Below are 22,035 nucleotides of genomic sequence, written 5' to 3'. Positions count from 1 at the left end.
CGCTAGCCAAACGTTTCTCGGAGCTCCCTTCGAACCCTGTCCCTAATTCTCTCGTCGAGAAAGCTATCAATGCTTTTTATACCCGATAGCGTTGAAACTGCGATCACGTGCGAGCATATCCCTTTCTCCTGGAATCCTTTGCATGTGCACGTCAGCCTCCCACCCTCCACTCTGACGAGGTGTTTACCGTTTTTACCCATAACGTAGTACAGGTACGGGCTTATCTTCACCACGCGCCCTTCAGCCAGTAGCCAGGCCGCTCTAGCTATCATCCTATCCAAAGGAATTTCCCGCTGCATCGTAGCTTCTCCTTTTCCCTCAGCGTTATTCGCCGACATTACGGTAGATTTTAATTCCATACCGACTTATTAAGCTTGAGCCTCATGAAGCGTATTGCGATTATATCAGATACCCACGATAACCTCGATGCCGTGAACGCATTTCTCGCGAGAACTGGTGGTAGTATCGATGCTATCATACATGCAGGCGACATTGTTTCCCCGTTCACGCTAAGGTTATTCAAGGGGTTTAAGGTGTACGCGGTGTTCGGCAACAATGATGGCGAGAAGCTTTTACTTGCGAAAACAGCGGAGAACGTTGGAGTCGTACTAGAGGAGGCCCCCCTCTTCCTCAAGATCAATGGAAGAAGCATTGCCGTGATTCATGGAGCCTCCACACCGGAGAAAACTGAACAGTTGGTTGAAGCCCTGGCTAGGAGTGGTCTTTTCGACATCGTGGTCTATGGTCACACGCACAGAGTGGACGTCCGGAAAATAGGAGAAACGCTTGTGGTAAACCCCGGCGCTCTCTCGGGGTACCTTGCTACTACGCGCACCTTCGCTGTAGTTGACTTAGAAAAGCTTTCAGTGGAGGTAATTGAGGTGTAGCAAGCCTTGGACAGCATGGCGCTTCTGAGCCTCATCCGGGAGGCAGCTAGAGAGGGTGCTGAAAGGGCTATTGAAGCCATCAAGCTAGGGACAGCTGGTAGCGTTGTAGGCAAGGGTAAAGGCGGTGATTACTCGCTTCAGGGCGATGTGGCGTCCGAGGAGGCTATCATAAACTATCTCCGTCAACACATGGGGGGGTTAAGGGTAATATCGGAGGAAGCCGGAGAACTTTCCTACGGGGAGAGTCCCACATATACATTCATTATAGACCCCATCGACGGAAGCAGGAACTACAAGCGCGGGCTACCCTTCTTCGCCATCTCTATTGGCGTTGTGGAAGGCGAGACCTTAGACGACCTCATTGCAGGCGTTGTGTACGCTCCTCTCCTAAACATGGAGTTCACCGCTGTCAGAGGTCAAGGCGCTTGGCTGAACGGGAAACCAATTAGAGTGACATCTCAGGATGATCTTGCCAACGCTCTAGTCTTCGTTGGAGCTACGCCTAAGGCTGTCTTTCTCCCACAAGTTTATGCGCTCATGCTCACGCTTAGGGGGGGTGTAGTCAGGAGCCTAGGTAGCGCCAGCCTAGAGCTCTCGTTTGTGGCATCGGGAGGTGTAGACGCTTACATAGACCAGTGGGGTACCATGAGGGTCATTGACGTCGCGGCAGCTATCCTTATAGCGCGTGAAGCGGGTGCCTGGGTTAAAGTGAGGGGCTCTCTCAATGAGCGGGGAGCTGTTTCACTTAAAGAGAAACTAGCAGTAATAGCCGCCTCTACTGAGAAGCTTGGGAAGCAGCTGGAGGCTGTTTACCGCGAAGCGCTCAACATGGACTTCACAGAGATGTTCTATGCCTCGTGATATTCTCTACCTTGACGCCCACGTACACCTCTACGAGTTCCAGGTGGAGGACGTTGAGCGCTTCGTCTCATCGGGCATACGACTGATCGCGGTTTCAGAGGATTACCTTTCATCCCTCAAAGTCTTGGAAATCCGCGACTCCTACCCAGAGAACGTCCTCGCTTGCGTGGGGTTGCACCCTTGGAACCTGAAAGAAGAGGGCGCGGCCACCCATGAGGTAGATCTGATCGAGGCCCTTATCTCAGATGCGGATTGCGTAGGCGAGGTTGGGCTCGACTTGAAGTTCGTAGCTGCCACGTTCCCGTTGCAGAGAAAAATCTTTGAGCGCTTTGTAGAGCTCGCCAGAACGCACAACAAGCCTATGAACATCCACTCCGCTGGAGCGTGGCGTCAAACACTGGAGCTTTTAAAGCAACATGGTGTGAAAAGCGCTGTTTTCCACTGGTACACCGGCCCCCTAGATCTACTACCGGAGTTACTTTCTTCAGGTTACATGATAAGTGTGAACGCCTCACTGCGCTTACAGCCGAAGGCTAAGCAGGTAGTATCTGCGGTTCCGGTGAGCTCGATGCTAACAGAGAGCGACGGACCCTACCACTATAGGGGCCTTACTCTCACCCCACTTTTGATCCCAGAGCTAATAGCAGAAATAGCCTCCTTGAAAGGTATCCCCGAAGACACCCTGAGGAAAGAAGTGCTCGGGAACGCCAAAAAGCTTTTTAATAGGTAATCGGCGTCTTCCTGCTGAATAGGATCTTCCTTCGATGAAGAGTACTCCCGGTGCCGATGCGATGAGGGGAACTTACCCTGCGGATTCTGGCAGAATTCGTCTTCTCAGACGGTTTGGTACTCATCACCTTTCAGTGTCGCAGGTGCTCATCAGCAATTAGCTCAAACACTACGTCCTAATTATGCTTTCACCGAGCTCACTGCCGTGGAATCCCCTCGCATCAACGCAGGTGGCTTGCGCGCGAAACGCGTGTACACGATGCTGAGCGAGTTAATGTAAGTTTTTTAAGTTTCGTCGGGCTGTGAAACCTGTGCGTACGCTTGAGTGCAGGGGGTATAGGATCTTCGTTTACAGGGAACTGACGCTCAGGCACGGCATCTTGGTGCAGGGGCTACCTGGGATAGGCTTGGTGGGGAAGATCGCCGTTGATTACATTGTCTCGACGCTCGGGCTGGAGAAAGTGGCCGAGCTCGTGGGCCCTGGGCTACTCCTCCCCGTCGGAAACGCTGGGGTTTTTGTCGACCAAACGGGAAGCCTGAGGCTTCCATCCTACAAATTCTACCTCTATAGCGGCGAGGAGCATGACATCCTTTTTCTAACGAGCGAGGTTCAACCCGTCAGTTGGGCTCAGTATGATGTCGCGGATTGTGTTCTCGACTTCTTCAGCTCTCTTGGTGGTGAAAAAGTTATAGGGGTCTGCGGGACATCCTCCGAGACTCCGACAGTTGAGGTTGTTTTCACGGTAGCTGGCTCTGGATCAGCACCGGAGCTCGAAGCCCTCGGCCTCAAGCGTAGTGCTGGCGGGACCATAACCGGGGCGTGCGGCCTTCTACCTGCGTTAGCCGCGCTAAAAGGCATTGAAGGCCTCGTCATAATGGGAAGCACGCACACTCCCGAGCCGAACTTTGAATCTTCGCGGGAGGTGGTTAGAGTTCTGTCAAAAATTCTGAAGCTTGAGGTGAATCTGGAGGGCCTGGACAAGCTTATTCAGGAAGAGAAAGCGCGGGAAGAGGAGCTGAGGAGAGAGATCGAGAGAGCAGAACAGGCTGAGGAGAGAAAAGAAGGCTTGCCGAGCTGGTACGTCTAGCTCCAGCTCACCGCTTCCCAGTCCTCCTCCAGGATTTCTCCTGCTACAATCGATTCAAACATCTGCCACATCTTCTCTAATTTCTCATCGTCTTGGGTTCGCTTCATCAGCTCGCGCCAATCGTTCCAGCTCTCAAAGAGGTAGATTTCTAAAAGCACTGCCTCACCCTCCGCCTCTCTTATAAGCGTTAGCTTCTTAAACTCCACGGAGTAGGATCGCATGATTGAGTCCATCTCTCTGATTAGCGCAACCGCCTCAGACAACCTCTCTGATCTGACTTTGTACCGAAATGTCCTCGAATACACAACAAGTCAGGGCAAGCTCGGTTTAAATATTCGCCGATCACTGATGACATGAGCTTAGGTGAGGTACGGAGACATACTGTTGCTTGCAATCATTACGATCCTGATACTTTTGGTAGCCACGGGTGAACCAAGAGAACTCTATGTTCCAAGCGTGGCTAAACAGGATGTTAACGCGGCAGTTTTTCTGGGGTTTGTAGCCTTAGTTTCGGTAGGTATTTACGTAGCAAGGTACGATGTCGCGGAGGTGATCCGCGAGCTCCTCAAAAGAGATAAGAATAGAGGAGAGAGTAGGGGAAAAAGCTTTGCTTTCTCCCTGCTGTTCAACCTTCTTCTCCTGCTGCTAGTACTCCTGGTAATAAGCAGGAATCCATCCAAGGAGGAATATCAGGTTCAGCTTAACACCATGCCCGCTAACACCTCTCTAAATCAGGAATTCAACACGTCGGGTACGCGGTTAAACTCCACTGTCACCACTTTCTATCCGCAAGCCTCGGGGAAACTCTTGCCCTATACGCCCTGGATAGCCTCAGTTCTATTGGGATTAGCCATTGCCTCAGTTTTTCTTACGGCTCGGATTAGCCGCAGAGAACAGGTAAACAGCAAATTGGCCACGAGAGAAGTGCGTGAAGCAATTCTGGAGGAATCAAAGCAGGCTCTGACTATGATCAGATCCGACTTATATGTTAGGCGCGTTATATCCGAGCTATACAAATCTTTTTGCCGAGAGCTTAACAAGAGGCGAGTTGACACGCCAGGGCAGATGACAGCTCGAGAAATAATGCAGCGTACAATTATCTTGATACCTACCATCCCGATCGCCCCCCTAGAGGATCTAACGTACCTTTTCGAGAAGGCCCTATACAGCGATTATCCATTGAACACGGAAGACCGCGAGCGCGCTGAGAAAGCCTTAGCGTCTCTAATCAACCACCTTGAGGCGACGTAGAGTGGAGAGAGCTGTCAAGACTCTGCTCGTTTTAGCGTCTATTTCACTCGCTGTTGCCGTAGTCTACGAAGCGTACGGTTTGCGGCTGGCATGGAGTATAGCGTGGCTTTCGTCGCTGCTTTTAGCGGCTGTAGCCACCCTGCAGGTAGTCGTTATGATGCTTAAATCCCTGAATCGCCCTAAAAGGAGAATCAAAATCGAGAGCGAGGAGTATAAGGGGCTAATCTATGAAGTGGAAGAAGCGTTGAGCAAAGGACACGAGCCTTCCCCTAAAGAACTCAAGAAAAGGATTTTTCAGGGAGCCTAAACGAATATTAACAGTATCTCTCATTCAAAAACGGTCAACGAGATGCCTGATAAACAGCTCTTCGAGAGGCTCTATGCTGAGATCGAAAAGGCTATTGTCGGAAAGAGAGATGTCGTTGAGAAAGTTTTAGTCACGCTCCTAGCTCAAGGTCACCTGCTCATCGAAGACTACCCGGGAATGGCTAAAACCCTTCTAGCTTCATCTTTTGCTCAGGCGCTTGACCTGGAGTTTCGGCGTGTGCAATTTACCCCGGATCTACTACCCTCGGACATCACAGGGGGCTACATTTATGACCCAAAGATTGGGGATTTCAAGCTTAGAAAAGGACCGATATTCACGAACATTCTTCTCTCTGACGAGATAAACAGAGCCCCGCCGAAGACGCAGAGTGCGTTGCTGGAAGCCATGCAGGAGAGGCAAGTTACAATAGATGGGAGTACGTTTGCTTTGAACGAGCCTTTTATGGTTGTAGCCACCCTCAACCCGATTGAACTCGAAGGAACATACCCTTTACCGGAGGCCCAGCTGGATCGCTTTCTGATGAAGGTAAAGATGGGATACCCTAGCTTCGAAGAGGAGAAGATGATTTTGAGAAAACGCATCGAGCGGAGAGCGGATAAGCCTATAATCAACAAAGTCGTCTCGCGGGATGAGATCCTCGCACTTCAGAGAGCCGTAGAAGACGTCTACGTGGACGAGAGTATCCTCGAGTACATAGTGAAGTTGGTCGCCGCTACCAGACGACTGAAGGAGGTAGAAGTGGGGGTCAGCCCGAGAGGCGCAGAGGCTCTGATGAAGGCCTCAAGAGCCCTTGCATTCATACGAGGCCGAAAGTACGTCATTCCCGACGATGTAAAGGAGCTCGCTGTTCCAGTTCTAGCACACAGACTTGTACTGAGGGTTGAGAGCGCAATCAGGGGTTTCACATCCGAGGAGCTTGTCAAACAGGTTCTTGAGAAAACCGAGGTTCCGAGAGAAGTAAGGGATTAACGTGTTGACGGAGAAGGGTTGGGCCACAGCGATACTAGCATTGCTAATTGTTTCATTAGCTGTAGGTCTGCAAAAGTGGAGCCTCCTCCTCTTCTCCCTTCCGCTAATCTACTCTTTAATCTTAAGTCGGCAAGCCCCAGCTACGGGTACAGTGCGTGTTGACTTATCTCGAGAGCTCTCCAGAACGAGGCTTATTGAAGGCGAGGAGCTTGAAGTCAACCTGAGAGTAAAGAACCTCTCAAACTCTCCGCTAATTCTAGGCCTCGAGGATAAGATAGCGGAACCTCTTACAGTCGTGGAGGGCGCAAACAAGGGCATCCTGGTTCTGAGGCCGCGTGAGGAGAAATCAGTCAAGTACAGGGTTTCTTCTATAAAGAGAGGTCATTACGAGATAGGTCCTGCTATAGTCGAGATATACGATCCTTTTCTAATGAGAAGAGTGGAGAGGTTCAGCTTCGAACAGGATAAAATCGTGTACTTACCCAAACTGCTAAGAAAATACCGCGTAGGCTTGGCTGCAACCTACACTATTCCCAGGACAGGCGAAATAGTCTCAAAAAGACCCGGTGAGGGCGGAGATTTCCTGGAAGTTAAAGAAGCTCAAGGAGGGGTTTTGCGCCGCATAAACTGGAAGGCGACAGCTAAGCTTCAAAAGTGGATGGTTAATGTCTTCGAGTCTGAGAGGCTCACCAACGTAATCGTAGTTCTTGACGTGAGTGGTAGGAGGATCCTGGGTAGAGAAGTCGAGGATTTCGTTGACGCTGTAGTAAGGGTAGCCGCCTCATTGGTGTTTGGATTGACACTTTCAGGCTACCGCGTCGCGATGCTTGTTGTGGGAAACTACCGCGACTGGGTTAAACCGGGCTCAGGGAAAAGGCACCTGATCAGGCTCTTGTCTGCACTAGCTGACGTGCGCTACTTGCCCACAAGACAGATCGTCGACTACGGCGAAGTCTTCAAAAGGATCTCGTACATCCTCTCTCCCTCGGGCTCATCCGTCGTCGTCATTTCTTCTTTCACAGAGGAAGAGGTCTACAGAATAATCTCGGAGGCTGAAGGCATGGGCTACAGCATAACGTGTATAGCCGTTAACCCATTCGAGATACCAAGCCTGCGTATCCTCAGGTCGAAAAACCTTCTCTCAGAGATCTGGAGAGAGGGGATACTGGAAATTTTACCTCGCAAATCAAGAAGAGCCGTTGTGGTAGAGCCCTATGAGTGAGCAAGGTTTTCTCGCCTTAACCCTCTTAATCCTCTGCGCTTTGACGGTGCTGTTGTTAAGGCTTCCGATCACCTACACGCTCGTTTTTATCTCACTTCTAGCACTGGAGTTCGCCGGTTACCGCGCCTCCCACGTGGAGGTTATCGAGTCTGCATTCTCCACCATGTACCTATTCTTGGTCATACTAACTGCCTTTGATCAATTAGACCTAGTTTCTGCGATGTTTCTAGGCCTCCTTTTGATAGCCTCGCGGGACTCGTTACACATAATCGGTAAAGGGACTTTAGCTGGGGTGCATTATGTCTTAAACTGGTACACGCCGCTCTACATAGCCTTAACGCTCGTGCCCCTCATCTGGGAGAGCGTTGAAAGCATACAATGGAGGCCCCCCTCACTTGCCATAACTCTGACAGTCGCGGCTATCGTCTATGTCATTTACCGGATTGCGAGCGAGGCGACTCCTTGAATCGCATTTCGAGGATACTTAGGACTCTTGGTATGACAACGGGAGCTTGCTCGTTGGCCTCTACGGTTATGAGTCTCCCCCTCTCTTCGTAAAAGCGTATAATCGGCGTGAATTGCTCGTGGAAAACTTTCAGCCTCTCTCTGATCACTTCAGGCCGATCGTCACGTCGAATGATAAGAGGTCCACCGCACTTGTCACACACTCCTGGCACCTTGGGAGGCATGTATTTAACGTGGTAGATGGCGCCGCAGTTAGCGCACACGCGACGCCCGCTAAGCCTCTCTATTATAACATCCTCCCGAGCGATGAAGTTTAAGACTAGATCTGGCTTTGCGAACTCTTCGAGAGCAAGAGCCTGGGGTAACGTCCTGGGGAAGCCATCCAGTATGAACCCGTTCCTGCAATCGGTTTCCTGAAGCCTCCTCTTAACTATCTCTATTACAAGGTCATCAGGCACTAACAGGCCTTTGTCCATGTACTCTTTCACAAGCTTCCCAAGCTCGCTGCCCTTCCTAGCCTCCTCTCTGAAAATGTCGCCCGTAGATATGTGAGGAATACCGTATCTTTCACTGACAGCCTGCGCGTAAGTTCCCTTCCCGACGCCCGGAGGACCTATAAATACGAGCTTCACGTCGTTCCTCCCGCTCACTTTCACAAGATATCTAGTTAAAAATTTATGTAGCTAAGCCTGTGTATTTGTGACCAAGATGCCTTGGAACCACGAGGATCTCGTTCTGAAGGCGCTCGATGTAGGCTCGAGCCTCGGGGCTCGATACGTCGAAGCTAGGTACCACAGGCATAGCAGGAGTAGCCTCTTTTCCAGGAACGGAGAGGTCATCGGGACGGAGTCTTCTGTCTCGGAGGGCATAGCAGTCAGAGTTATCGCCAACGGGGCGCTTGGCTTTGCTTCAACCACTATTCTCACAGAGGAAAGTGTGAGGAAGACTGTTGAAGACGCTTTCAGAAAGGCGCAGGCTCACAGCAAGCTCGTAAAGAAGCCCATTGAGTTTTCCCAGGAGAGGCTAGGAAGAGCCACATATGAAGTGAATGAGGTTAAACCCTTCACGAACGTTAGTGTAGAGGAGAAGGTATCCTACCTCTTTGACTTGTGGAAAAACGTCAGCTCCTCTGTTTCTACCGCGCGCGTCGCCACGCTAACATCCTGGATCGGGGAAAGCGTGGAAGAGAAGGTGGTCGCGAACACTGACGGTGCCTACATCAAGAGCAGGATACCTCGGCTCTCTTTAGGCTACAACGTCGTCGTGACCTTGCCTTCTCAGGGGACCATCCAGCGCTTCTTCTCACATGGCGCGTCGGGCGGGTACGAGCTCCTCGAGAAGTGGAATGTGATCGGTTATCTCCCGGAAGATGTGCGGAAGTTTGAGAAAATAATTCTAGAGGCAAGGTCTCCCCCAACGGACAGACCTGTTGACGTAATAGTGGGTAGCGAGATCGTCGGGCTTATGGTCCACGAGAGCTGTGGGCATCCCAGCGAAGCAGACAGGATACTCGGGCGCGAAGCCGCGCAGGCTGGAAAGAGCTTCATAAAACCTGACATGTTGGGCGAAAAAATAGGAAGCGAGTATGCAACTGTGATAGACGACCCCACAATTCCGGGAAGCAACGGCTTTTACCTTTACGACGACGAAGGGGTCCCTGCCCGTCCAAGGTTTCTCTACAAGGAGGGCAAGATAAACGAGTTCCTGCACAACCGCTGGACAGCAAAGCTCTTCGGGGTTAACAGCAACGCGGCCGCCAGGGCCATGAGCCACGAGTCCGAGCCCATAATCAGGATGGCGAACACCTACTTTAAGCCCGGCGACTACACGTTCGAGGAACTCCTAGAGGACGTGAAGTTTGGCGTGTACATTAAGAGTTACATGGAGTGGAACATCGACGACGAGCGGTGGAGCCAAAGGTACGGTGGCCTGGAGGCATACCTGATTGAGAACGGGGAGTTGAAGAACCTAGTGAAAAATCCCGTCCTGGAGCTCACGACAAAGACATTCTACAGCAGCGTGGATGCCGCGGACAAGAACCTGGAGTTTTATGCCGGCACCTGCGGGAAAGGCGAACCAATGCAGGGGGTACCTGTGTGGTTCGGGGGTCCAAACGTTAGGGTGAGAAACATTTTGTTGCGGGTGATAGCGTGATGGACCTGTTAGAAGTGGGTACTAAGGTTAAAGAGAAAGCCCTCGAGATTGGCTTCGACGAGGTTGCAGTCGGGGTAACCGCAACCGAGAGCGTTATGGTAAAGTTTGCTAACAGCGAACCCAGCGTCGTACAAAACTGGTCAACTATCGAGGTTGGTGTCTACGTTACGAAGGGCCAAAGGATACTCGGGACTAGCGCGCCTGTAAGCTCGCTGGAAGACGCGTACAGGATCCTTGAAAAACTCTATGCGATGCATCATAGGCTTCCTCCAAGTATGCTCTACGCTCCTCTCCCCGAGCCAGGGAAGTCAGCGGTGCTTCAGGGGCTAGTAGACAAGAAGCTCATCGAATCAATCCGCGACCCATCCGGCATTTCTGAGGCTATAGTTGAAGCCGCAAACCGCTATAGAATAGACTACTTCGCCGGAATGCTCCAGATCTCGCACGACAGGAAAGCCCTGGTGACGAGCAAGGGTGCGGAGATGCAGGAGGAGTCCACATACCTTAAGATGTACATCCGCGCGTTCGCCGGTGAGGGGTCGGGACAGTGGTCGTTAGGCACTAGGAGGCTGGATATGAGGAGAGTCGAGGAGGTGGCGGAAACCGCGGCAGACTTCGCCTTCCGCTCCAGGGTGCAGGAGGAAGTGCAGCCTGGGAGGTACAACATCCTGCTTTCACCAATGGTTGCTGGGAACCTCTTCAACTACATCGCCGACATGGCGCTCGCCCACAGCGTGCTGATGGGTAGCTCGATATTCATGAACAATCAGCCTGGAGATAGGGTTGCCTCCGAAGCGTTAACCATCGAGGACGCCCCCCACCTTGCGGAGCTACCAGGCTCCACCTCGTTCGACGACGAGGGGATTCCAACCTACAATAAGCCGATAATAGAGAAGGGTGTGCTCAAAACACTTCTTCACAACACCAAGACTGCCTCGAAGTTCGGCGCTAAGACAACCGGAAACGCTGGCCTCGTGTTTCCGCGATTATGGGCTCTCAACGTGAGGCCTGGGGACTACAAGTTCGAAGAGCTCTTGAGCGAGATGAAAAACGGCCTTATAGTCACCAACAACTGGTACACCAGGCTTCAAAATTACGTTGAGGGCATCTTCTCTACCATAACCAGGGATGCGATATTCATCGTGAAAGACGGCGACATTGTCGGCGCGGCTAGGAAGCTCAGAATAGCCGACTCGTTCCCGAGGATGCTTCAGAACATAGTTGCTGTTGGCGACACGCCCTACGACATGTACTGGTGGGAAGTCGAGACACCTACTAGAACACCTTACATTCTAGTAAGAGATCTGGGAACCTCCAAGCACACCGCTTAAGCCTAAGCTTTTCTTTCTACTCCCTCTGATGGCTACTAGAGCGAATACTGTAGCTACGAAAATGGCGATGATCACCAGAATAGTGACGTACACGCTCGTACGCTTCAACGCTGGAGTTGGAGCACCCTCGAGAGCAGCAACGCTTCTTTCGTCCAAAAGCCTGTCCCCGGAGAAAAGCTGGACTACAACGTTCTTCGAGTCCACGTAGGGGAAGGCAACCTCCTTCTCTTCCCTGGAAAAAAGGTAAATCTTCCTAACCTGCTCCGAACCTCCTTTAACGTAAACGTAGACGTAGCCGCTGCTACCTCCAGTATTCTTTATCTTCAAACGCAGTGTACCGCCCTCTAGGACTGCATCCGTTATCGCGGCGGTAACTTCGGGGGGCTCGCCAACGTGTTTTAACCCGGGGATCACGAGGATGAAACTGTATATGTCAGGGGCCTCCTGCTCGTTGAAGTTGATCCACATAAGTCTGCCCTGCCCTTTAGCAGAGGGGCCGTGGGCGAAGAAGGGCTCCCATGCGAAGTTCTCAAGAGTGGTGCCGTTGAACACTATCTCTAAAACATCTATCCAGCTCCGTGGATCAGTGCTCGTGAAGCTGTCGCGAAGCTTGACTTCAAACACCGAGTCGTTTATCTTTCTTACGTAGTTGCTGGTGTTCAAAAACACCTTTACTGACAAAACGTAGGCGCCTCGGAACTCCGTCATCTTGCCTGTACCCGCCGCGTCGCAGAGCACCGATTCACCGTACCTTTTATCCATCTGCGTCAAAACCTGGAAGTTGAGTAGCCTAGGGTTGTCGGAGAACATCAGGAGTATGTAGCTTAGCGTCTGAGAGGTTTGGTTCCTCATAGCTACCTCAACCTCTTTGTTCTCGAACAGGCTCTTACCGTCGACCGTAAAGGGGTGCAACTTAGCGTCAACAGTAGCCGTTCCGTCAGCGTTGAAAGTCACCCTGAAGTTGAGAGCGATCCAGTACGACGGCTGTGATCTTGATTCTGTGGCATGCAGCGTGAGGAGTCCCAGCAAGATGATCAGCAAGCTCCTCCTCATGAGAGCTCACCGTCGAACCAGTACTCGATGTAGCTCAAGGTCATGTAGCTGGGAATGCAGCTGCTCGTCAACGACGATCCATAGTACTTGGTTTCTTCGAAGCCGAAAACCACGTGCCTTGCGCTGAACCGCCCAACATTAGGTGACATTCCATCCAGCATGTCCACGTCGATCCACCCGTACGGGTCTATGTAAACCTGAGGCCACATGTGCCCGCCCCAGTGGCTCAGGATCGCCTCGCCCTCCTCCTCAACGGTGCTCATGTTAAGCCACATGTGCTCCTTGTAGCTTGTCAGCAGGAAGCCGTAGGCGGCTCTGGCGGGAATTCCCAGCGAGCGTGCCATGGTTATGAAAACATCCGAGACTTCAACGCAGTCCCCCTGAATAGCGTAGCCCCTACCGGTATACACTAGAGCGTGGTTGCTCCCGCTACGCCCCAGGTTCACGGTGTACCTAACTCTGCCAACGACCCAGCTCGCAAGCCTATCAACTACCTCTAGCGGAGCGTCCCGGTAGGCGGTATCATAGGCGATTTTTACCAGGGTTGCGTTGTATATATCCCAGTACATGGTAGACCTTGTGTACTGCCTTACTAGCTCTCCCTGGGGCCATACCCCCCGGCTCTGCGCCCTGTCGATCTCGTATGGCGTAACGATAACTCTGTATGTCACGTTAACCCAGACCCTCTCGTTTGGCCTAGCCGTCACAGCAGCCACTGCGAACACGTTGCCATCCTCGTCCTGCAGGAGCCTGATAGGCCTGGGCTCTATCTTTACCACGTAGCTTTGCTGGAAGCTCGTGTTCTGGGGGAGTGAAATGTATATGTAGTCATTAACCGTGACGTTGTTGTTATTCACTAGGAGGAAACGTCCGACGATTGTGTAAGTTACCTGAGACCCGAGCTTAAAACCTGAGGAAGAAGTTGTGAGAGGAGACAGGGGGAGAAAAACCACCGCTAGAACAATACACGCGAGAACCAACCTATAGCTACTATGACCCATCATCAGTAACCTTTCTACCTGGTTTATAAGCACACCTCTTCACGACTGTTCCGGATTTCCCCTCAATAACCTCGGGAAGCCTATCAAGGCTACCTATACGTGCCTCTCTACCTGTTACGCTGGCGTAGAGCACCGACGCCTCCACCTTAGGACCCATGCTCCCTTTTGGGAAGTAACCTCTCTCTAGTAGCTCCTCAGCCTCCTCGCAGCACATCTCCCGAATAACAGCCTGGCTCGGCGTACCGAAATCGCGGTAAACACCTTCGACATCCGTTAGAATGACAAAGGCGTCCGCGTCCAGTGATATCGCCAATAGTGACGAAGCGAGGTCTTTGTCGATCACAGCGTCAACGCCCTCAAGCCCTTGGTTTCCTCGAACAACAGGCACGCCCCCGCCCCCCACGGCAACCGTAACCTCAAATCTCTCAATAGAAGCCCTTATCTGCTCGAGCTCAATTATCTCTCTAGGCCTCGGGGACGGGACAACGCGCCTCCACCCCTTCCCCTGAACGAATATCAAACTCCACCCCCTTTGCCTGAGCCTCTCCACCTCGCTCTCAGGGTAATACGGCCCAATAGGCTTAGACGGGTTGAGGAAAGCGGGGTCACCGGGATCCACGAGAACCCTTGTCGGAACCACGTTAACCCTGACTTCAGGGCAGCATCTCTCGAAGGCTGTCTGGATCATGTACCCGATAAGGCTCTGGGTCATGGCAACACAGGCGTGTAGCGGCATTGGGGGGACCTGCGCAGCACACTCCTGCTGAAGGTACAAGTTACCAACCTGAGGCCCATTCCCGTGCGTGAGCACGACCCTGTAATCTTCTGCTAGACGCGCCAGAGCCGGTGCGACGCGTGAAAGGTTTTCAACCTGCTCCTCAAATGTTCCAGCCTGGCCCTTACGGATGAGAGCATTCCCGCCAAGCGCTACAACGATAGTCTTCTTCACATAAGGTTCCTAACGAAGCTAAATATAAAGAACACTCAGAATAAATTTAAGCGGAGAAAACGAAGAAAAGAAAAACCTTTCGCACTACCTCCCCGGAAAACAGTTAAAGTTCTGGAGCCCCCTTCACGAACTCCTCAATGCTTCTCTCAACCAGCTTTCGAGCCTGCTCGTACAGCTGTATAAGGAGACGCCCCTCCGGAGTTAGCGACGTACTTCCTCTCTCCCCGCCACCCCTATGCGATTCAACCACCTTCTTTCCCAGAAGCTTTTCAACGCGTTGCAGGTACCTCCATGCGAAGCTGTAGGAAACTCCCAGCTCCTCAGCTGCCTTGACCAGAGAGCCTTTTTCTTCAATCTTCTTGAGAAGTAGGTATCCACCCTCTCCTATGAGAGGCTTCCCGTTAGCAGTAAGCCAGAGTTTAGTCCTCGCTGATATCTTAACCAAATCATCCACCGGCTATTGGTGGAAAGATAGCTATCACGTCACCATCTTTCAGGCTTACCTCACCGATGAACTGTATGTGCCTGCCGTTCACAAGGATTAGCCTGTCGCTTCTGTAGCTACCGTCCTCGAAGACCTCTCTAACGAACTCCTTGCCGAGCACCCTGGCGGCGTTCTCGATAGCCTCCCTGAAGTTGCCGCTTGTCTCAACCTCAACCTCTTTAACACCGTACTTATCACGTAAGGTAGCAAACAACAATATCTTAACTTTAGCCACGGAAAACTAAAAGAGAAGGCAAAGAAAACCTTTTCGGTTTAAAGCTCGATGCCCAGCTCCTTCAGCTTCTCCTTCGTGGGAACTCCGTCGACCCAGCCGCGGAGCTGGTAGTACTCTTTGAGCATCTTGTCGAGCTCGACAACCTGGCCCTTCGCCGGGCCCTCCGGCATCGGCTCGTGCGTCAGCCTCCTCGGTAGAGTGTCGTCCTTGGCCGAGAACCCGTAGAGCGACATCATGTAGCGCTCAAGGTTGTATATCCTCTCACCGATCTTCATGACATCATCTGCCGTGAAGTTAAAGCCGGCAACTGTGTTGAATAGGTCCGCGTAGTCCTTGGCGCCGATCTCGAACGTGGTGAACAGGCAGTTTACAGCGGAGTTGACTACGCTGGTGAGGTCCTGGAACACCTTCACCCACTGGGCCTTCCCCTCAGGTGTCCGCGGGTCGATCTTCTGCGGAAGACCAAGAATCTCGGGCGATATTGTATAGCCCGTGACGTGGCAGCCTCCCCTGTTGGCTGTAGCGTAGTTCAGGCCGATACCCTTGGCGCCACGCGGGTCGTATGCCGGCATCTCTAGGCCCTTCACGCTCATCGAGAGCTCCGGTGCACCGTACATTTCGGCAAGTCTCCTGCTGCCGAGTGCGAGCTTGGCACCGAAACCCGCTTTGTACGCAGTTCTCCATGTCGCCTCAACCAGTGCTGCAGCGTTACCGAATCTCATGTCCAGGCCCTGAAGGTCCTCCTCTGGAATGTAGCCCTTCTCGTAGAGCTCCATGGCTGCCGCAATCGTGGAGCCGAGCGAGATCGGATCCATGCCGAGCTCGTCGCAGAGGTGGTTAGCCTTTATTATCGCGGCAAGGTCCATCACGCCGGTCGAATTACCAAGGGCCCATATTGACTCGTACTCCGGTCCTTCGCTGTAAAGGATTTGGTATGGACCATAGGGAACTTTGACTACACGACCGCAACCGATCTGGCAGCCCCAGCAGGGGCGCCTGGCTATCAGGTAGGTCTTCTCGAGGGTTTCGCCGCTGATCTTGTCTGCCTCCGGGTTGTAGCCGAACTGCCAGTTCTTGTAGGGTAGCATGCCGGCCTGGTTTATTATGTTTACGAGTACAGCTGTGCCGTATTTAGGCAATCCTTCGCCGGTTACAGGGTTCTTCTTGATCCTCTCGATGAGGCTCCTGGACAGCTCGCGGAACTCGTCAGGCTTAGCTACCTGAGGCTTCTCGTCGCCGCCAACGACGACAGCCTTCAGCTTCTTGCTGCCCATGACTGCACCTACTCCTGTGCGCCCTGCCGCTCTGTGCTCGTCGTTCATAATGCTGGCAAACAGTACCAGGTTTTCACCGGCTGGGCCGATGCAGGCTACGCTTACGTTCTTAGCCTTGACCCTTCCCTTCAGCACCCTGGTTGTGTCGAAGACGTTCCGACCCCAGAGGTCCGAGGCGTCTTTAATCTCTGCATGGCCGTTCACGACCTCGAGGTATACCGGCTTCTCTGATGCTCCCTCAACGACTATCATGTCGTAGCCAGCGAACTTCATGTAGGCTCCGAACTCTCCGCCGCTGTTCGCGCTGCCCACTGAGCCCGTCAGGGGAGACCTCAGTGTCATGACGTGGTGCCTTCCCGGTGAAGGAACGCCTGCAACTCCGGTTAGCGGCCCGGTCCCGAAGATTAGGACGTTTTCAGGGCCGAGCGCGTTGATGTCCTTAGGAGATATTCCCTTCTTCATGTACTCCTTCAAATACCTGTAATACAGTAGGTACAAGGCGTATCCTTTTCCTCCGATGTACTTCTCAGCAACTTGCGGATCAATGGGCTCGGTCCTTATCGTCTTGTCAGTCAGGTTCACAAAGAGAATTTTACCCATGTATCCGCCTTTCATCGGCGGTCAATCACTATTCTTGCTTTCTAGTAGAAAAGTTTTACGATATTTCCGGATAAAAATATCGCGAAATTTTTAATAAAAATACACAGTCATGATAGCTCACGCTTGGCACGTCCACCTCTCACTGATCTGGCTTCCTCGCGGCTTTCATAATGTCCTGTGCAGGCTTTCGTTATGCAAGGATCCCCCTTGAGCGATCCGACAGCCTTTTTCTCGAGTATGTCGACGTTCTGAGTCTGGTTGAACCAGGTCTGCGGTTTGCAAGCTGACTAAGACCTTCTCGTTAACTTCCTGGTTAGATTAGGGTGCATGCGCCAGGGTATGGGCATTTCAATTGACCTAGCAGTGTATTACGTAGCAGTGCAGGCACCCCTTGGAGCCTCTCTCGCTATCTAGCAACTTTACGAGAAGCGGAAGTGTTAAGGCGAAGTAGGGGGTTAGGGGAAAACAAAAATGTGTAGCAACTACGTATAGGCTTGTGGATGTTTGCCCAAGCTTGATCGTAGAAAGCCTTGGTGTCAGGAAGATCGTTATACCTAACTCCGCCTTAGAATCGCTCTGGCGCGAGTGTCCAAGCGAGTGCGTCGCAGCACTTTCTGGTACGAGAATCGAAGACGTGTACCACGTTTTGGAAGCGTACAAGCTTAGAGGAGCCTATACCCAGGGGACTTTCCGAGTGGACTTTGGAGACTGGGTTGAAGCCGTGCGCAGGGCCACATCCAACGGGCTAGAGTACATCGGCCTCCTCCACATTCACAAGGATTCTCAATCGACACCTTCACCCCTAGACCTGAGGAGGATGATGGAGTGCCCCGGTGAGGTCTGGGTTATATTGTCTAAAAGTGGTGTCAGGGCCTGGGTCTACGAGTCAGAGCTACGCGAATTGACAGTTTTCGTGACATAGCCTTTGCACAACCTCTAAATCATCGCGAGTGTTCACGTTGAAGAACTCCAGTCGCGGGTTCTCGGATATTTCCTCCACGCTCACGTACTTTGTCCTTATGTTTTCGAGAAGCCACGAGACCCTCAGACTGCTGAGCGCGGCGTTGCTGAGGGCTCGCCTCACAGCCTCTCTCCTGTAGACGGCGATAAGGGGCTCAACGTACCCGTTGGGCCACCTCGGTACAACGGCATCGTTTTCGTCGTCGAGAAGCTGGTGGAGTGCTTTCATCGTCTTTCCTCTGATGAAAGGTGTGTCAGCGGGGATCACTGCAAAAATCCCTTCTTTAACGGTCAGCGAGGCCGTGTACAGGCCGCTCAGCGGCGAGGCCACCTCCAGGATATCCCTTACTACATCCACTCGCAACCCTAAACCGGTAGCTATCTTGGAGACTGCTTCGATCTGCTCGGCGTCATGCACTATAACGGTTACCTTGTCGAAGTACCCTGACATGGCCTCCAGTATCCTGAGGATCATCGGCTTGCCGCACAGCTCCAGAAGGGGCTTGTAAACCCCGCCTAGCCTTCGACCAGCACCTCCGGCCAGCACTACTAGGTTCAACCAGAGCACCCTGTGTTGACGTGATTAATTATGAAAAATGTTTTTACGTGTCAGGTTGTCGTTTCGAGGCGTGGAGCGTTACGTAGAGAGGGTCGCGGGAGGCCTAATTACTCTGCTTGAAGCCCTGATAGCGTTCCTGCTCGCCATAGCCGTCGTGCTGTCTCTGTGGAAGCTCGGAGGAGAAGCGTTTAAGCTGGCTGCCGAGGCAACCTTCGACAGACAGCACTTCGTAACCTTTCTCGACGAGTCACTCCTTATGATAGTGGCGGTGGATCTTATGCGAACCCTAGTGGGAGGCATTGTCGAGAAGAGGATCTCGGTGATCGTCGTCCTCGAAGCGGCCCTTATCTTCATAATTCGAGAGATAATAACTATGGAGCTGAAGGAGGTTTCAGACATACGCCTTATCCTTTACATCGTTGTGTTCGTAGCACTCTTCGCGTCGTGGATCATATCCCGCAAGACTCGCCTGGCAGATCAGCAGGATGAAGTATAATCCCTCAGCAATTCACTGAACACAGTCGCGAAGGCGCTGTACGCTTCTCTCCCGTAAAGGCAGAACACAATCCTGCTCACGCTTTTCAGCCTGCCGGCCGTCTCTAGGACAGCCCTGGCGGCTATCTCCGCGCACTTCTCGTAGGGGTAGCCGTACACCCCGGTGGAGATAGCCGGGAAGGCTATGCTCTTCAGCCCCAGCTCCTCTGCTTTGAGAAGCGAGTTCGTGAAAGCATTCAGGAGCTTCTGGTCTCCCAGAGGATCCCCATACTTTGGACCCACCGCGTGGATTACGTACTTCGCCTTGAGTTTACCAGCTCCAGTGACAGCCACCTGGCCCTCGGGCACGGGTCCATGTCTCGAGACATACTCATCGCTTTCCCGCTGTATAGTGTAACCCCCCTTCTTAACAATCGCTAGCGCAACACCGCCTCCGTGTTTAAGGTAGCTGTTAGCGGCGTTAACTATAGCGTCGGCCTCTAGCTCCGTTATGTCGCCTTCGATGAGCTCAACTGAAACTCCCTGCACCTTGAAGCACGCACGCATAGTAACTTTAAAACCCCTTCGAGGTGTTATAAGGAAATCGCTGGAGGCATGCCTGAGATAAGTCTACCTAAAGGGTACACGCTGGTAGCCCATGGCCCCTCGAAGGTCAGAATCCTCGAAGGCTCTGTAATGGTCTTCGGAGCGACTCTCAGCGCCGGGAGCGAGGCCTTTGCGGAGCCCACCAGGTCGTTACCCCTGTACGCTACAGGCGACTCTAGACTGGAGGTCGATAAGGGTAGCTTCTCCCTGTTTGAAGGGGACACGATACCGGCCGAGTGGTACAGGCTCGCAGAGGCTCTAAGCCAGGGCGAGTTCAGGCGCGTCATCATTATAGGGGATGTGGACAGCGGGAAAACCTCTCTCGCCACGTTGCTTGTCAACTCTCTCACGGGGAGAGGGCGAAGAGTGGCTGTTATCGACGCGGATGTGGGGCAGAAAAGCATAGGGCCTCCAGGGGCTATTGGGCTTGGCGTAACCGCGAAGCCCGTCTACTCCCTCGTGAACGTCGAGGTTTATGACTCCTTCTTCATAGGCTCTAACACTCCCTCGGGGCTACTCCACAGGAGCATAGGTGGTGTAGTTGCCCTTCTGCGTAAGGCTGAGAAGCTGGCCGATATCACGATAATAGACACCACGGGCTGGGTTACCGAAAGCGAGGGTAGAGACCTAAAGTTCATTAAAACCCTCGCCGTAGAACCTGACCTCGTTGTGCTCGTGGGTGGATCCAGCACCCTAGTCCAGCTGGAGCGCCCCCTGAGGAAGATGTTTAGGCTCACTAGAGTTCCCAAGCCTCATTACGTCTTCGAGAGGAGTAAGGGGGACAGGAGAGAGTACAGAAGGTGGGTGTTCTCGAGGTACCTCGCATCAGCTTCCGTGAAAAGCGTGGACTTCGCCAGCATAGACATAGCTTACACGTTCTTCTTCACAGGCACCCCCCTGGCTGCGGAAGAAGTTTCAAGGCTTCAGGCGATTTTAGGAGTCAACGTGCTTTATGCTGAGAAGTCGGACGATCACATTGGGGTTATCGCTCAACCCCAGCCCCCTCCACAAGCTATCGAGCTAGCAAAGAGCGTGTACGGCGTAAGGCACGTCAAAGTGCTAAGCGGCTACGAGCTAATGCACAGCGTTGTAGGCTTCATGAGCCGGGAAAAGTACTGCGAGGGCATAGGCGTCATAACCGGGGTTAATCCCCGTGAAGGCAGGATCCAGGTCCTGACTCCGGTCGACAATCCCGCCGAGAAGCTTTGGCTGCTGGGAGTCCAGAAGGTGAACCCTAACACGTTTGAGGAAGAGGCAGGGTTAGAAAAATGGTCTATTTAACGTATTTACGCCTCAACCTTCTCAAATCTATCCTTCAGCTTGGATAGAATCTGCGGGAGAGTGGTGTACTCCATCTCCTCGGGGCCGAGCCTGTGAGGCATGAATGGACCGTGCCTCCTCATGTAGTCAGCGACTTCCTCCGCGATCCTTCTGGTGTAGTCGAAAGCAGGGTCGTCGAACAGGTCGACGGGGCCCTCCAGCAAACCATCATGTAGCTGAAATCCTAGACCTACAACCCTGGGCGGGCCGTCGAAGCGCGTGCACTTCGCGTCGCGGAGGCTCACAGGCATTAGTGGCCCCGTGTGGGAGCCTCGCATCCAGCCGGAAACCAGGTGCGGGAAGGCAAACGCCTCCAGAACCTCCCCTGTAGCCGGAAAACCGTGCTGCGCCCTGATTATCAAGACGGGATCGTCCTTACCGACGTACCTCCCAGCTATTAGTGAGAGCCTGGTCACCGAGGCTGAAGCCGCAACCTCATTATCCACTCTTCTCCAAACCTTCCTGATCACATACCTGCCTGTTGTCCCTATGAGACCCAGGAGGTCGTAGATCTCCTCAGGAGCCCTCAGCTTCACGGCTTTACCCTCTATAAGGTCCAAGACCTCGAAGGTAAACCCTTCGTGCATCAGCGGGTCGATGACTAGACCTGCCGTGTTAAAGGGATCCGCGAATATCTTGTACAGCTTAAAGTTCCAAGCACCAGGCTCCGTCTTATCAGCTGAAAAGACAAGGATCGGCTCGCTCTTCCTCTCCTCAAACTCCATCTCAGCGACTCCTGGCCCCAGCCCTCTTACGTTTCCAGAGAAAGACTCGCTCAGGAGGTCCTGCCCTGCGCCGTAGAGCTTGTAAACCTTGCTGACCTTCTCAGTCGCCTCGACGAATATGTCCCAGGCGAGCTTGTGTATCTCGGGGCTGTTCTCTCCTCTGAGGTGCGTCATCAGCAGCTGAAGGTCATCCCCGACGTGGTACACATAGTAGTCGATTATTAAGCCTGTCTCCTTAGCCTCCTGAAGCTTTTTTCGCGCAAGCTCTTCGTGCTTTGGATGAACTATAACGTGTCCGGCAACCCCGCCAATGTCAGCCTTAATAAGCGATACTGTTACCTTCATCGTGTTTTCATTGCGTCATCCTAACTTATAATTATGACTTAGTAATTTTGCGTAAGCTCAAAAACGTTTAATCGAATAAGCTTTTATTGCTCTCCTGAGAGCTCTACGTGTGCCTGAAGTTACTTGCCCTAAGTGTTCAAGAAGCTTCGACGTTAAGGTGGACGA

General features: G+C 52.6%; 26 protein-coding genes. 14 read left to right on the top strand and 12 right to left on the bottom strand.

Annotated features, from left to right (window positions below):
* Positions 1-2: 2 nt before the first annotated feature.
* On the bottom strand, positions 3-338 hold the full coding sequence (locus MOV14_RS03900) for an SWIM zinc finger family protein (RefSeq protein WP_318537925.1): 336 nt from the start codon (positions 336-338) through the stop codon (positions 3-5).
* Between the two features lie 45 nt (positions 339-383).
* On the opposite strand from MOV14_RS03900, the gene MOV14_RS03895 reads away from it, so the two are divergent.
* The 4 genes from MOV14_RS03895 (at position 384) to MOV14_RS03880 (ending at position 3,565) form a co-directional block, all read left to right on the top strand.
* A complete protein-coding gene (locus MOV14_RS03895) occupies positions 384-887 on the top strand; it encodes a metallophosphoesterase (RefSeq protein ID WP_318538128.1) in 504 nt (167 codons plus the stop codon).
* Between the two features lie 15 nt (positions 888-902).
* The gene (locus MOV14_RS03890) at positions 903-1,748 is read left to right on the top strand and encodes an inositol monophosphatase family protein (protein ID WP_318538127.1); all 846 of its coding nucleotides are present in this window, start codon (positions 903-905) and stop codon (positions 1,746-1,748) included.
* Positions 1,738-2,478, top strand: coding sequence for a TatD family hydrolase (locus MOV14_RS03885; protein ID WP_326403752.1), 741 nt, complete (start codon positions 1,738-1,740; stop codon positions 2,476-2,478). The genes MOV14_RS03890 and MOV14_RS03885 overlap by 11 nt, the downstream gene beginning before the upstream one ends.
* A gap of 310 nt (positions 2,479-2,788) precedes the next feature.
* Positions 2,789-3,565, top strand: coding sequence for a PAC2 family protein (locus tag MOV14_RS03880; protein ID WP_318537923.1), 777 nt, complete (start codon positions 2,789-2,791; stop codon positions 3,563-3,565).
* On the opposite strand, the gene MOV14_RS03875 is transcribed toward MOV14_RS03880, so the two are convergent.
* Positions 3,562-3,828 carry a hypothetical protein gene (locus tag MOV14_RS03875; protein WP_318537922.1) on the bottom strand — a complete coding sequence of 89 codons (267 nt, stop codon included), beginning with the start codon at positions 3,826-3,828 and terminating at the stop codon, positions 3,562-3,564. The genes MOV14_RS03880 and MOV14_RS03875 overlap by 4 nt on opposite strands.
* Before the next feature lie 100 nt (positions 3,829-3,928).
* On the opposite strand from MOV14_RS03875, the gene MOV14_RS03870 reads away from it, so the two are divergent.
* From MOV14_RS03870 to MOV14_RS03850, 5 genes are read left to right on the top strand one after another with little or no spacing between them, the layout of a single operon-like run.
* Complete coding sequence (locus tag MOV14_RS03870) at positions 3,929-4,816, top strand: DUF4129 domain-containing protein (protein ID WP_318537921.1); 888 nt, start codon at positions 3,929-3,931, stop codon at positions 4,814-4,816.
* A gap of 1 nt (position 4,817) precedes the next feature.
* Complete coding sequence (locus MOV14_RS03865; protein WP_318537920.1) at positions 4,818-5,123, top strand: hypothetical protein; 306 nt, start codon at positions 4,818-4,820, stop codon at positions 5,121-5,123.
* 42 nt (positions 5,124-5,165) lie between these two features.
* Entirely contained in the window at positions 5,166-6,113 is a 948-nt protein-coding gene (locus tag MOV14_RS03860) for an AAA family ATPase (protein ID WP_318537919.1), read from the top strand.
* A gap of 4 nt (positions 6,114-6,117) precedes the next feature.
* Complete coding sequence (locus MOV14_RS03855; protein WP_318537918.1) at positions 6,118-7,335, top strand: DUF58 domain-containing protein; 1,218 nt, start codon at positions 6,118-6,120, stop codon at positions 7,333-7,335.
* Positions 7,328-7,801 carry a hypothetical protein gene (locus MOV14_RS03850; protein ID WP_318537917.1) on the top strand — a complete coding sequence of 158 codons (474 nt, stop codon included), beginning with the start codon at positions 7,328-7,330 and terminating at the stop codon, positions 7,799-7,801. Before MOV14_RS03855 ends, MOV14_RS03850 begins: the two co-directional genes overlap by 8 nt.
* Here MOV14_RS03850 and MOV14_RS03845 read toward each other — a convergent pair.
* A complete protein-coding gene (locus tag MOV14_RS03845; RefSeq protein ID WP_442786697.1) occupies positions 7,767-8,432 on the bottom strand; it encodes an adenylate kinase in 666 nt (221 codons plus the stop codon). The two genes, MOV14_RS03850 and MOV14_RS03845, sit on opposite strands and share 35 nt — an antisense overlap.
* Positions 8,433-8,508: 76 nt before the next feature.
* Between MOV14_RS03845 and MOV14_RS03840 the strand changes: the two genes are divergently transcribed.
* Positions 8,509-9,954, top strand: a complete 1,446-nt coding sequence (locus tag MOV14_RS03840; RefSeq protein ID WP_318538126.1) for a TldD/PmbA family protein — start codon at positions 8,509-8,511, stop codon at positions 9,952-9,954.
* Positions 9,954-11,285, top strand: coding sequence for a TldD/PmbA family protein (locus MOV14_RS03835; protein WP_318537915.1), 1,332 nt, complete (start codon positions 9,954-9,956; stop codon positions 11,283-11,285). Before MOV14_RS03840 ends, MOV14_RS03835 begins: the two co-directional genes overlap by 1 nt.
* Here MOV14_RS03835 and MOV14_RS03830 read toward each other — a convergent pair.
* From MOV14_RS03830 to MOV14_RS03805, 6 genes are all read right to left on the bottom strand, one after another.
* Positions 11,247-12,338: a hypothetical protein gene (locus MOV14_RS03830; RefSeq protein ID WP_318537914.1), complete on the bottom strand. Its 1,092-nt coding sequence runs from the start codon at positions 12,336-12,338 to the stop codon at positions 11,247-11,249. The genes MOV14_RS03835 and MOV14_RS03830 overlap by 39 nt on opposite strands.
* Positions 12,335-13,342, bottom strand: coding sequence for a transglutaminase-like domain-containing protein (locus MOV14_RS03825; RefSeq protein WP_318537913.1), 1,008 nt, complete (start codon positions 13,340-13,342; stop codon positions 12,335-12,337). Before MOV14_RS03825 ends, MOV14_RS03830 begins: the two co-directional genes overlap by 4 nt.
* Complete coding sequence (gene arcC, locus MOV14_RS03820; protein ID WP_318537912.1) at positions 13,329-14,288, bottom strand: carbamate kinase; 960 nt, start codon at positions 14,286-14,288, stop codon at positions 13,329-13,331. Before arcC ends, MOV14_RS03825 begins: the two co-directional genes overlap by 14 nt.
* Before the next feature lie 103 nt (positions 14,289-14,391).
* Positions 14,392-14,733: a winged helix-turn-helix domain-containing protein gene (locus tag MOV14_RS03815; RefSeq protein ID WP_318537911.1), complete on the bottom strand. Its 342-nt coding sequence runs from the start codon at positions 14,731-14,733 to the stop codon at positions 14,392-14,394.
* A 1-nt stretch (position 14,734) separates the two neighbouring features.
* Complete coding sequence (locus tag MOV14_RS03810) at positions 14,735-15,007, bottom strand: MoaD family protein (protein WP_318537910.1); 273 nt, start codon at positions 15,005-15,007, stop codon at positions 14,735-14,737.
* A gap of 38 nt (positions 15,008-15,045) precedes the next feature.
* Entirely contained in the window at positions 15,046-16,896 is a 1,851-nt protein-coding gene (locus MOV14_RS03805) for an aldehyde ferredoxin oxidoreductase family protein (RefSeq protein ID WP_442786684.1), read from the bottom strand.
* 499 nt (positions 16,897-17,395) lie between these two features.
* On the opposite strand from MOV14_RS03805, the gene MOV14_RS03800 reads away from it, so the two are divergent.
* On the top strand, positions 17,396-17,803 hold the full coding sequence (locus MOV14_RS03800) for a Mov34/MPN/PAD-1 family protein (protein WP_318537908.1): 408 nt from the start codon (positions 17,396-17,398) through the stop codon (positions 17,801-17,803).
* Here MOV14_RS03800 and mobA read toward each other — a convergent pair.
* Positions 17,774-18,400, bottom strand: a complete 627-nt coding sequence (gene mobA / locus MOV14_RS03795; RefSeq protein ID WP_318537907.1) for a molybdenum cofactor guanylyltransferase — start codon at positions 18,398-18,400, stop codon at positions 17,774-17,776. The two genes, MOV14_RS03800 and mobA, sit on opposite strands and share 30 nt — an antisense overlap.
* 70 nt (positions 18,401-18,470) lie before the next feature.
* Here mobA and MOV14_RS03790 point away from each other — a divergent pair, with 70 nt between their 5' ends.
* Complete coding sequence (locus tag MOV14_RS03790) at positions 18,471-18,896, top strand: phosphate-starvation-inducible PsiE family protein (RefSeq protein ID WP_318537906.1); 426 nt, start codon at positions 18,471-18,473, stop codon at positions 18,894-18,896.
* On the opposite strand, the gene MOV14_RS03785 is transcribed toward MOV14_RS03790, so the two are convergent.
* Positions 18,878-19,441 carry an ADP-ribose-binding protein gene (locus MOV14_RS03785; RefSeq protein WP_442786683.1) on the bottom strand — a complete coding sequence of 188 codons (564 nt, stop codon included), beginning with the start codon at positions 19,439-19,441 and terminating at the stop codon, positions 18,878-18,880. The two genes, MOV14_RS03790 and MOV14_RS03785, sit on opposite strands and share 19 nt — an antisense overlap.
* A gap of 48 nt (positions 19,442-19,489) precedes the next feature.
* On the opposite strand from MOV14_RS03785, the gene MOV14_RS03780 reads away from it, so the two are divergent.
* A complete protein-coding gene (locus MOV14_RS03780) occupies positions 19,490-20,761 on the top strand; it encodes a Clp1/GlmU family protein (protein WP_318537904.1) in 1,272 nt (423 codons plus the stop codon).
* A gap of 5 nt (positions 20,762-20,766) precedes the next feature.
* Here MOV14_RS03780 and fbp read toward each other — a convergent pair whose 3' ends face one another.
* On the bottom strand, positions 20,767-21,870 hold the full coding sequence (gene fbp, locus MOV14_RS03775; RefSeq protein ID WP_318537903.1) for a fructose-1,6-bisphosphate aldolase/phosphatase: 1,104 nt from the start codon (positions 21,868-21,870) through the stop codon (positions 20,767-20,769).
* Positions 21,871-22,035 lie beyond the last annotated feature (165 nt).

Origin of the sequence: Infirmifilum sp. NZ, from assembly GCF_022693705.1 — an archaeon.
Lineage (GTDB): Archaea > Thermoproteota > Thermoprotei > Thermofilales > Thermofilaceae > Thermofilum.
This window is presented reverse-complemented; position numbering and strand designations above follow the sequence as displayed.

What these genes read in the sequence shown, in the direction of transcription:
- MOV14_RS03900 (WP_318537925.1), bottom strand. Translation starts at nt 338, where the DNA reads ATGTCGGCGAATAACGCTGAGGGAAAAGGAGAAGCTACGATGCAGCGG.
- MOV14_RS03895 (WP_318538128.1), top strand. Translation starts at nt 384, where the DNA reads ATGAAGCGTATTGCGATTATATCAGATACCCACGATAACCTCGATGCC.
- MOV14_RS03850 (WP_318537917.1), top strand. Translation starts at nt 7,328, where the DNA reads ATGAGTGAGCAAGGTTTTCTCGCCTTAACCCTCTTAATCCTCTGCGCT.
- MOV14_RS03825 (WP_318537913.1), bottom strand. Translation starts at nt 13,342, where the DNA reads ATGATGGGTCATAGTAGCTATAGGTTGGTTCTCGCGTGTATTGTTCTA.
- MOV14_RS03830 (WP_318537914.1), bottom strand. Translation starts at nt 12,338, where the DNA reads ATGAGGAGGAGCTTGCTGATCATCTTGCTGGGACTCCTCACGCTGCAT.
- MOV14_RS03840 (WP_318538126.1), top strand. Translation starts at nt 8,509, where the DNA reads ATGCCTTGGAACCACGAGGATCTCGTTCTGAAGGCGCTCGATGTAGGC.
- MOV14_RS03805 (WP_442786684.1), bottom strand. Translation starts at nt 16,896, where the DNA reads ATGAAAGGCGGATACATGGGTAAAATTCTCTTTGTGAACCTGACTGAC.
- MOV14_RS03835 (WP_318537915.1), top strand. Translation starts at nt 9,954, where the DNA reads ATGGACCTGTTAGAAGTGGGTACTAAGGTTAAAGAGAAAGCCCTCGAG.
- fbp (WP_318537903.1), bottom strand. Translation starts at nt 21,870, where the DNA reads ATGAAGGTAACAGTATCGCTTATTAAGGCTGACATTGGCGGGGTTGCC.
- MOV14_RS03885 (WP_326403752.1), top strand. Translation starts at nt 1,738, where the DNA reads ATGCCTCGTGATATTCTCTACCTTGACGCCCACGTACACCTCTACGAG.
- MOV14_RS03785 (WP_442786683.1), bottom strand. Translation starts at nt 19,441, where the DNA reads ATGCGTGCGTGCTTCAAGGTGCAGGGAGTTTCAGTTGAGCTCATCGAA.
- MOV14_RS03860 (WP_318537919.1), top strand. Translation starts at nt 5,166, where the DNA reads ATGCCTGATAAACAGCTCTTCGAGAGGCTCTATGCTGAGATCGAAAAG.
- MOV14_RS03780 (WP_318537904.1), top strand. Translation starts at nt 19,490, where the DNA reads ATGCCTGAGATAAGTCTACCTAAAGGGTACACGCTGGTAGCCCATGGC.
- MOV14_RS03890 (WP_318538127.1), top strand. Translation starts at nt 903, where the DNA reads ATGGCGCTTCTGAGCCTCATCCGGGAGGCAGCTAGAGAGGGTGCTGAA.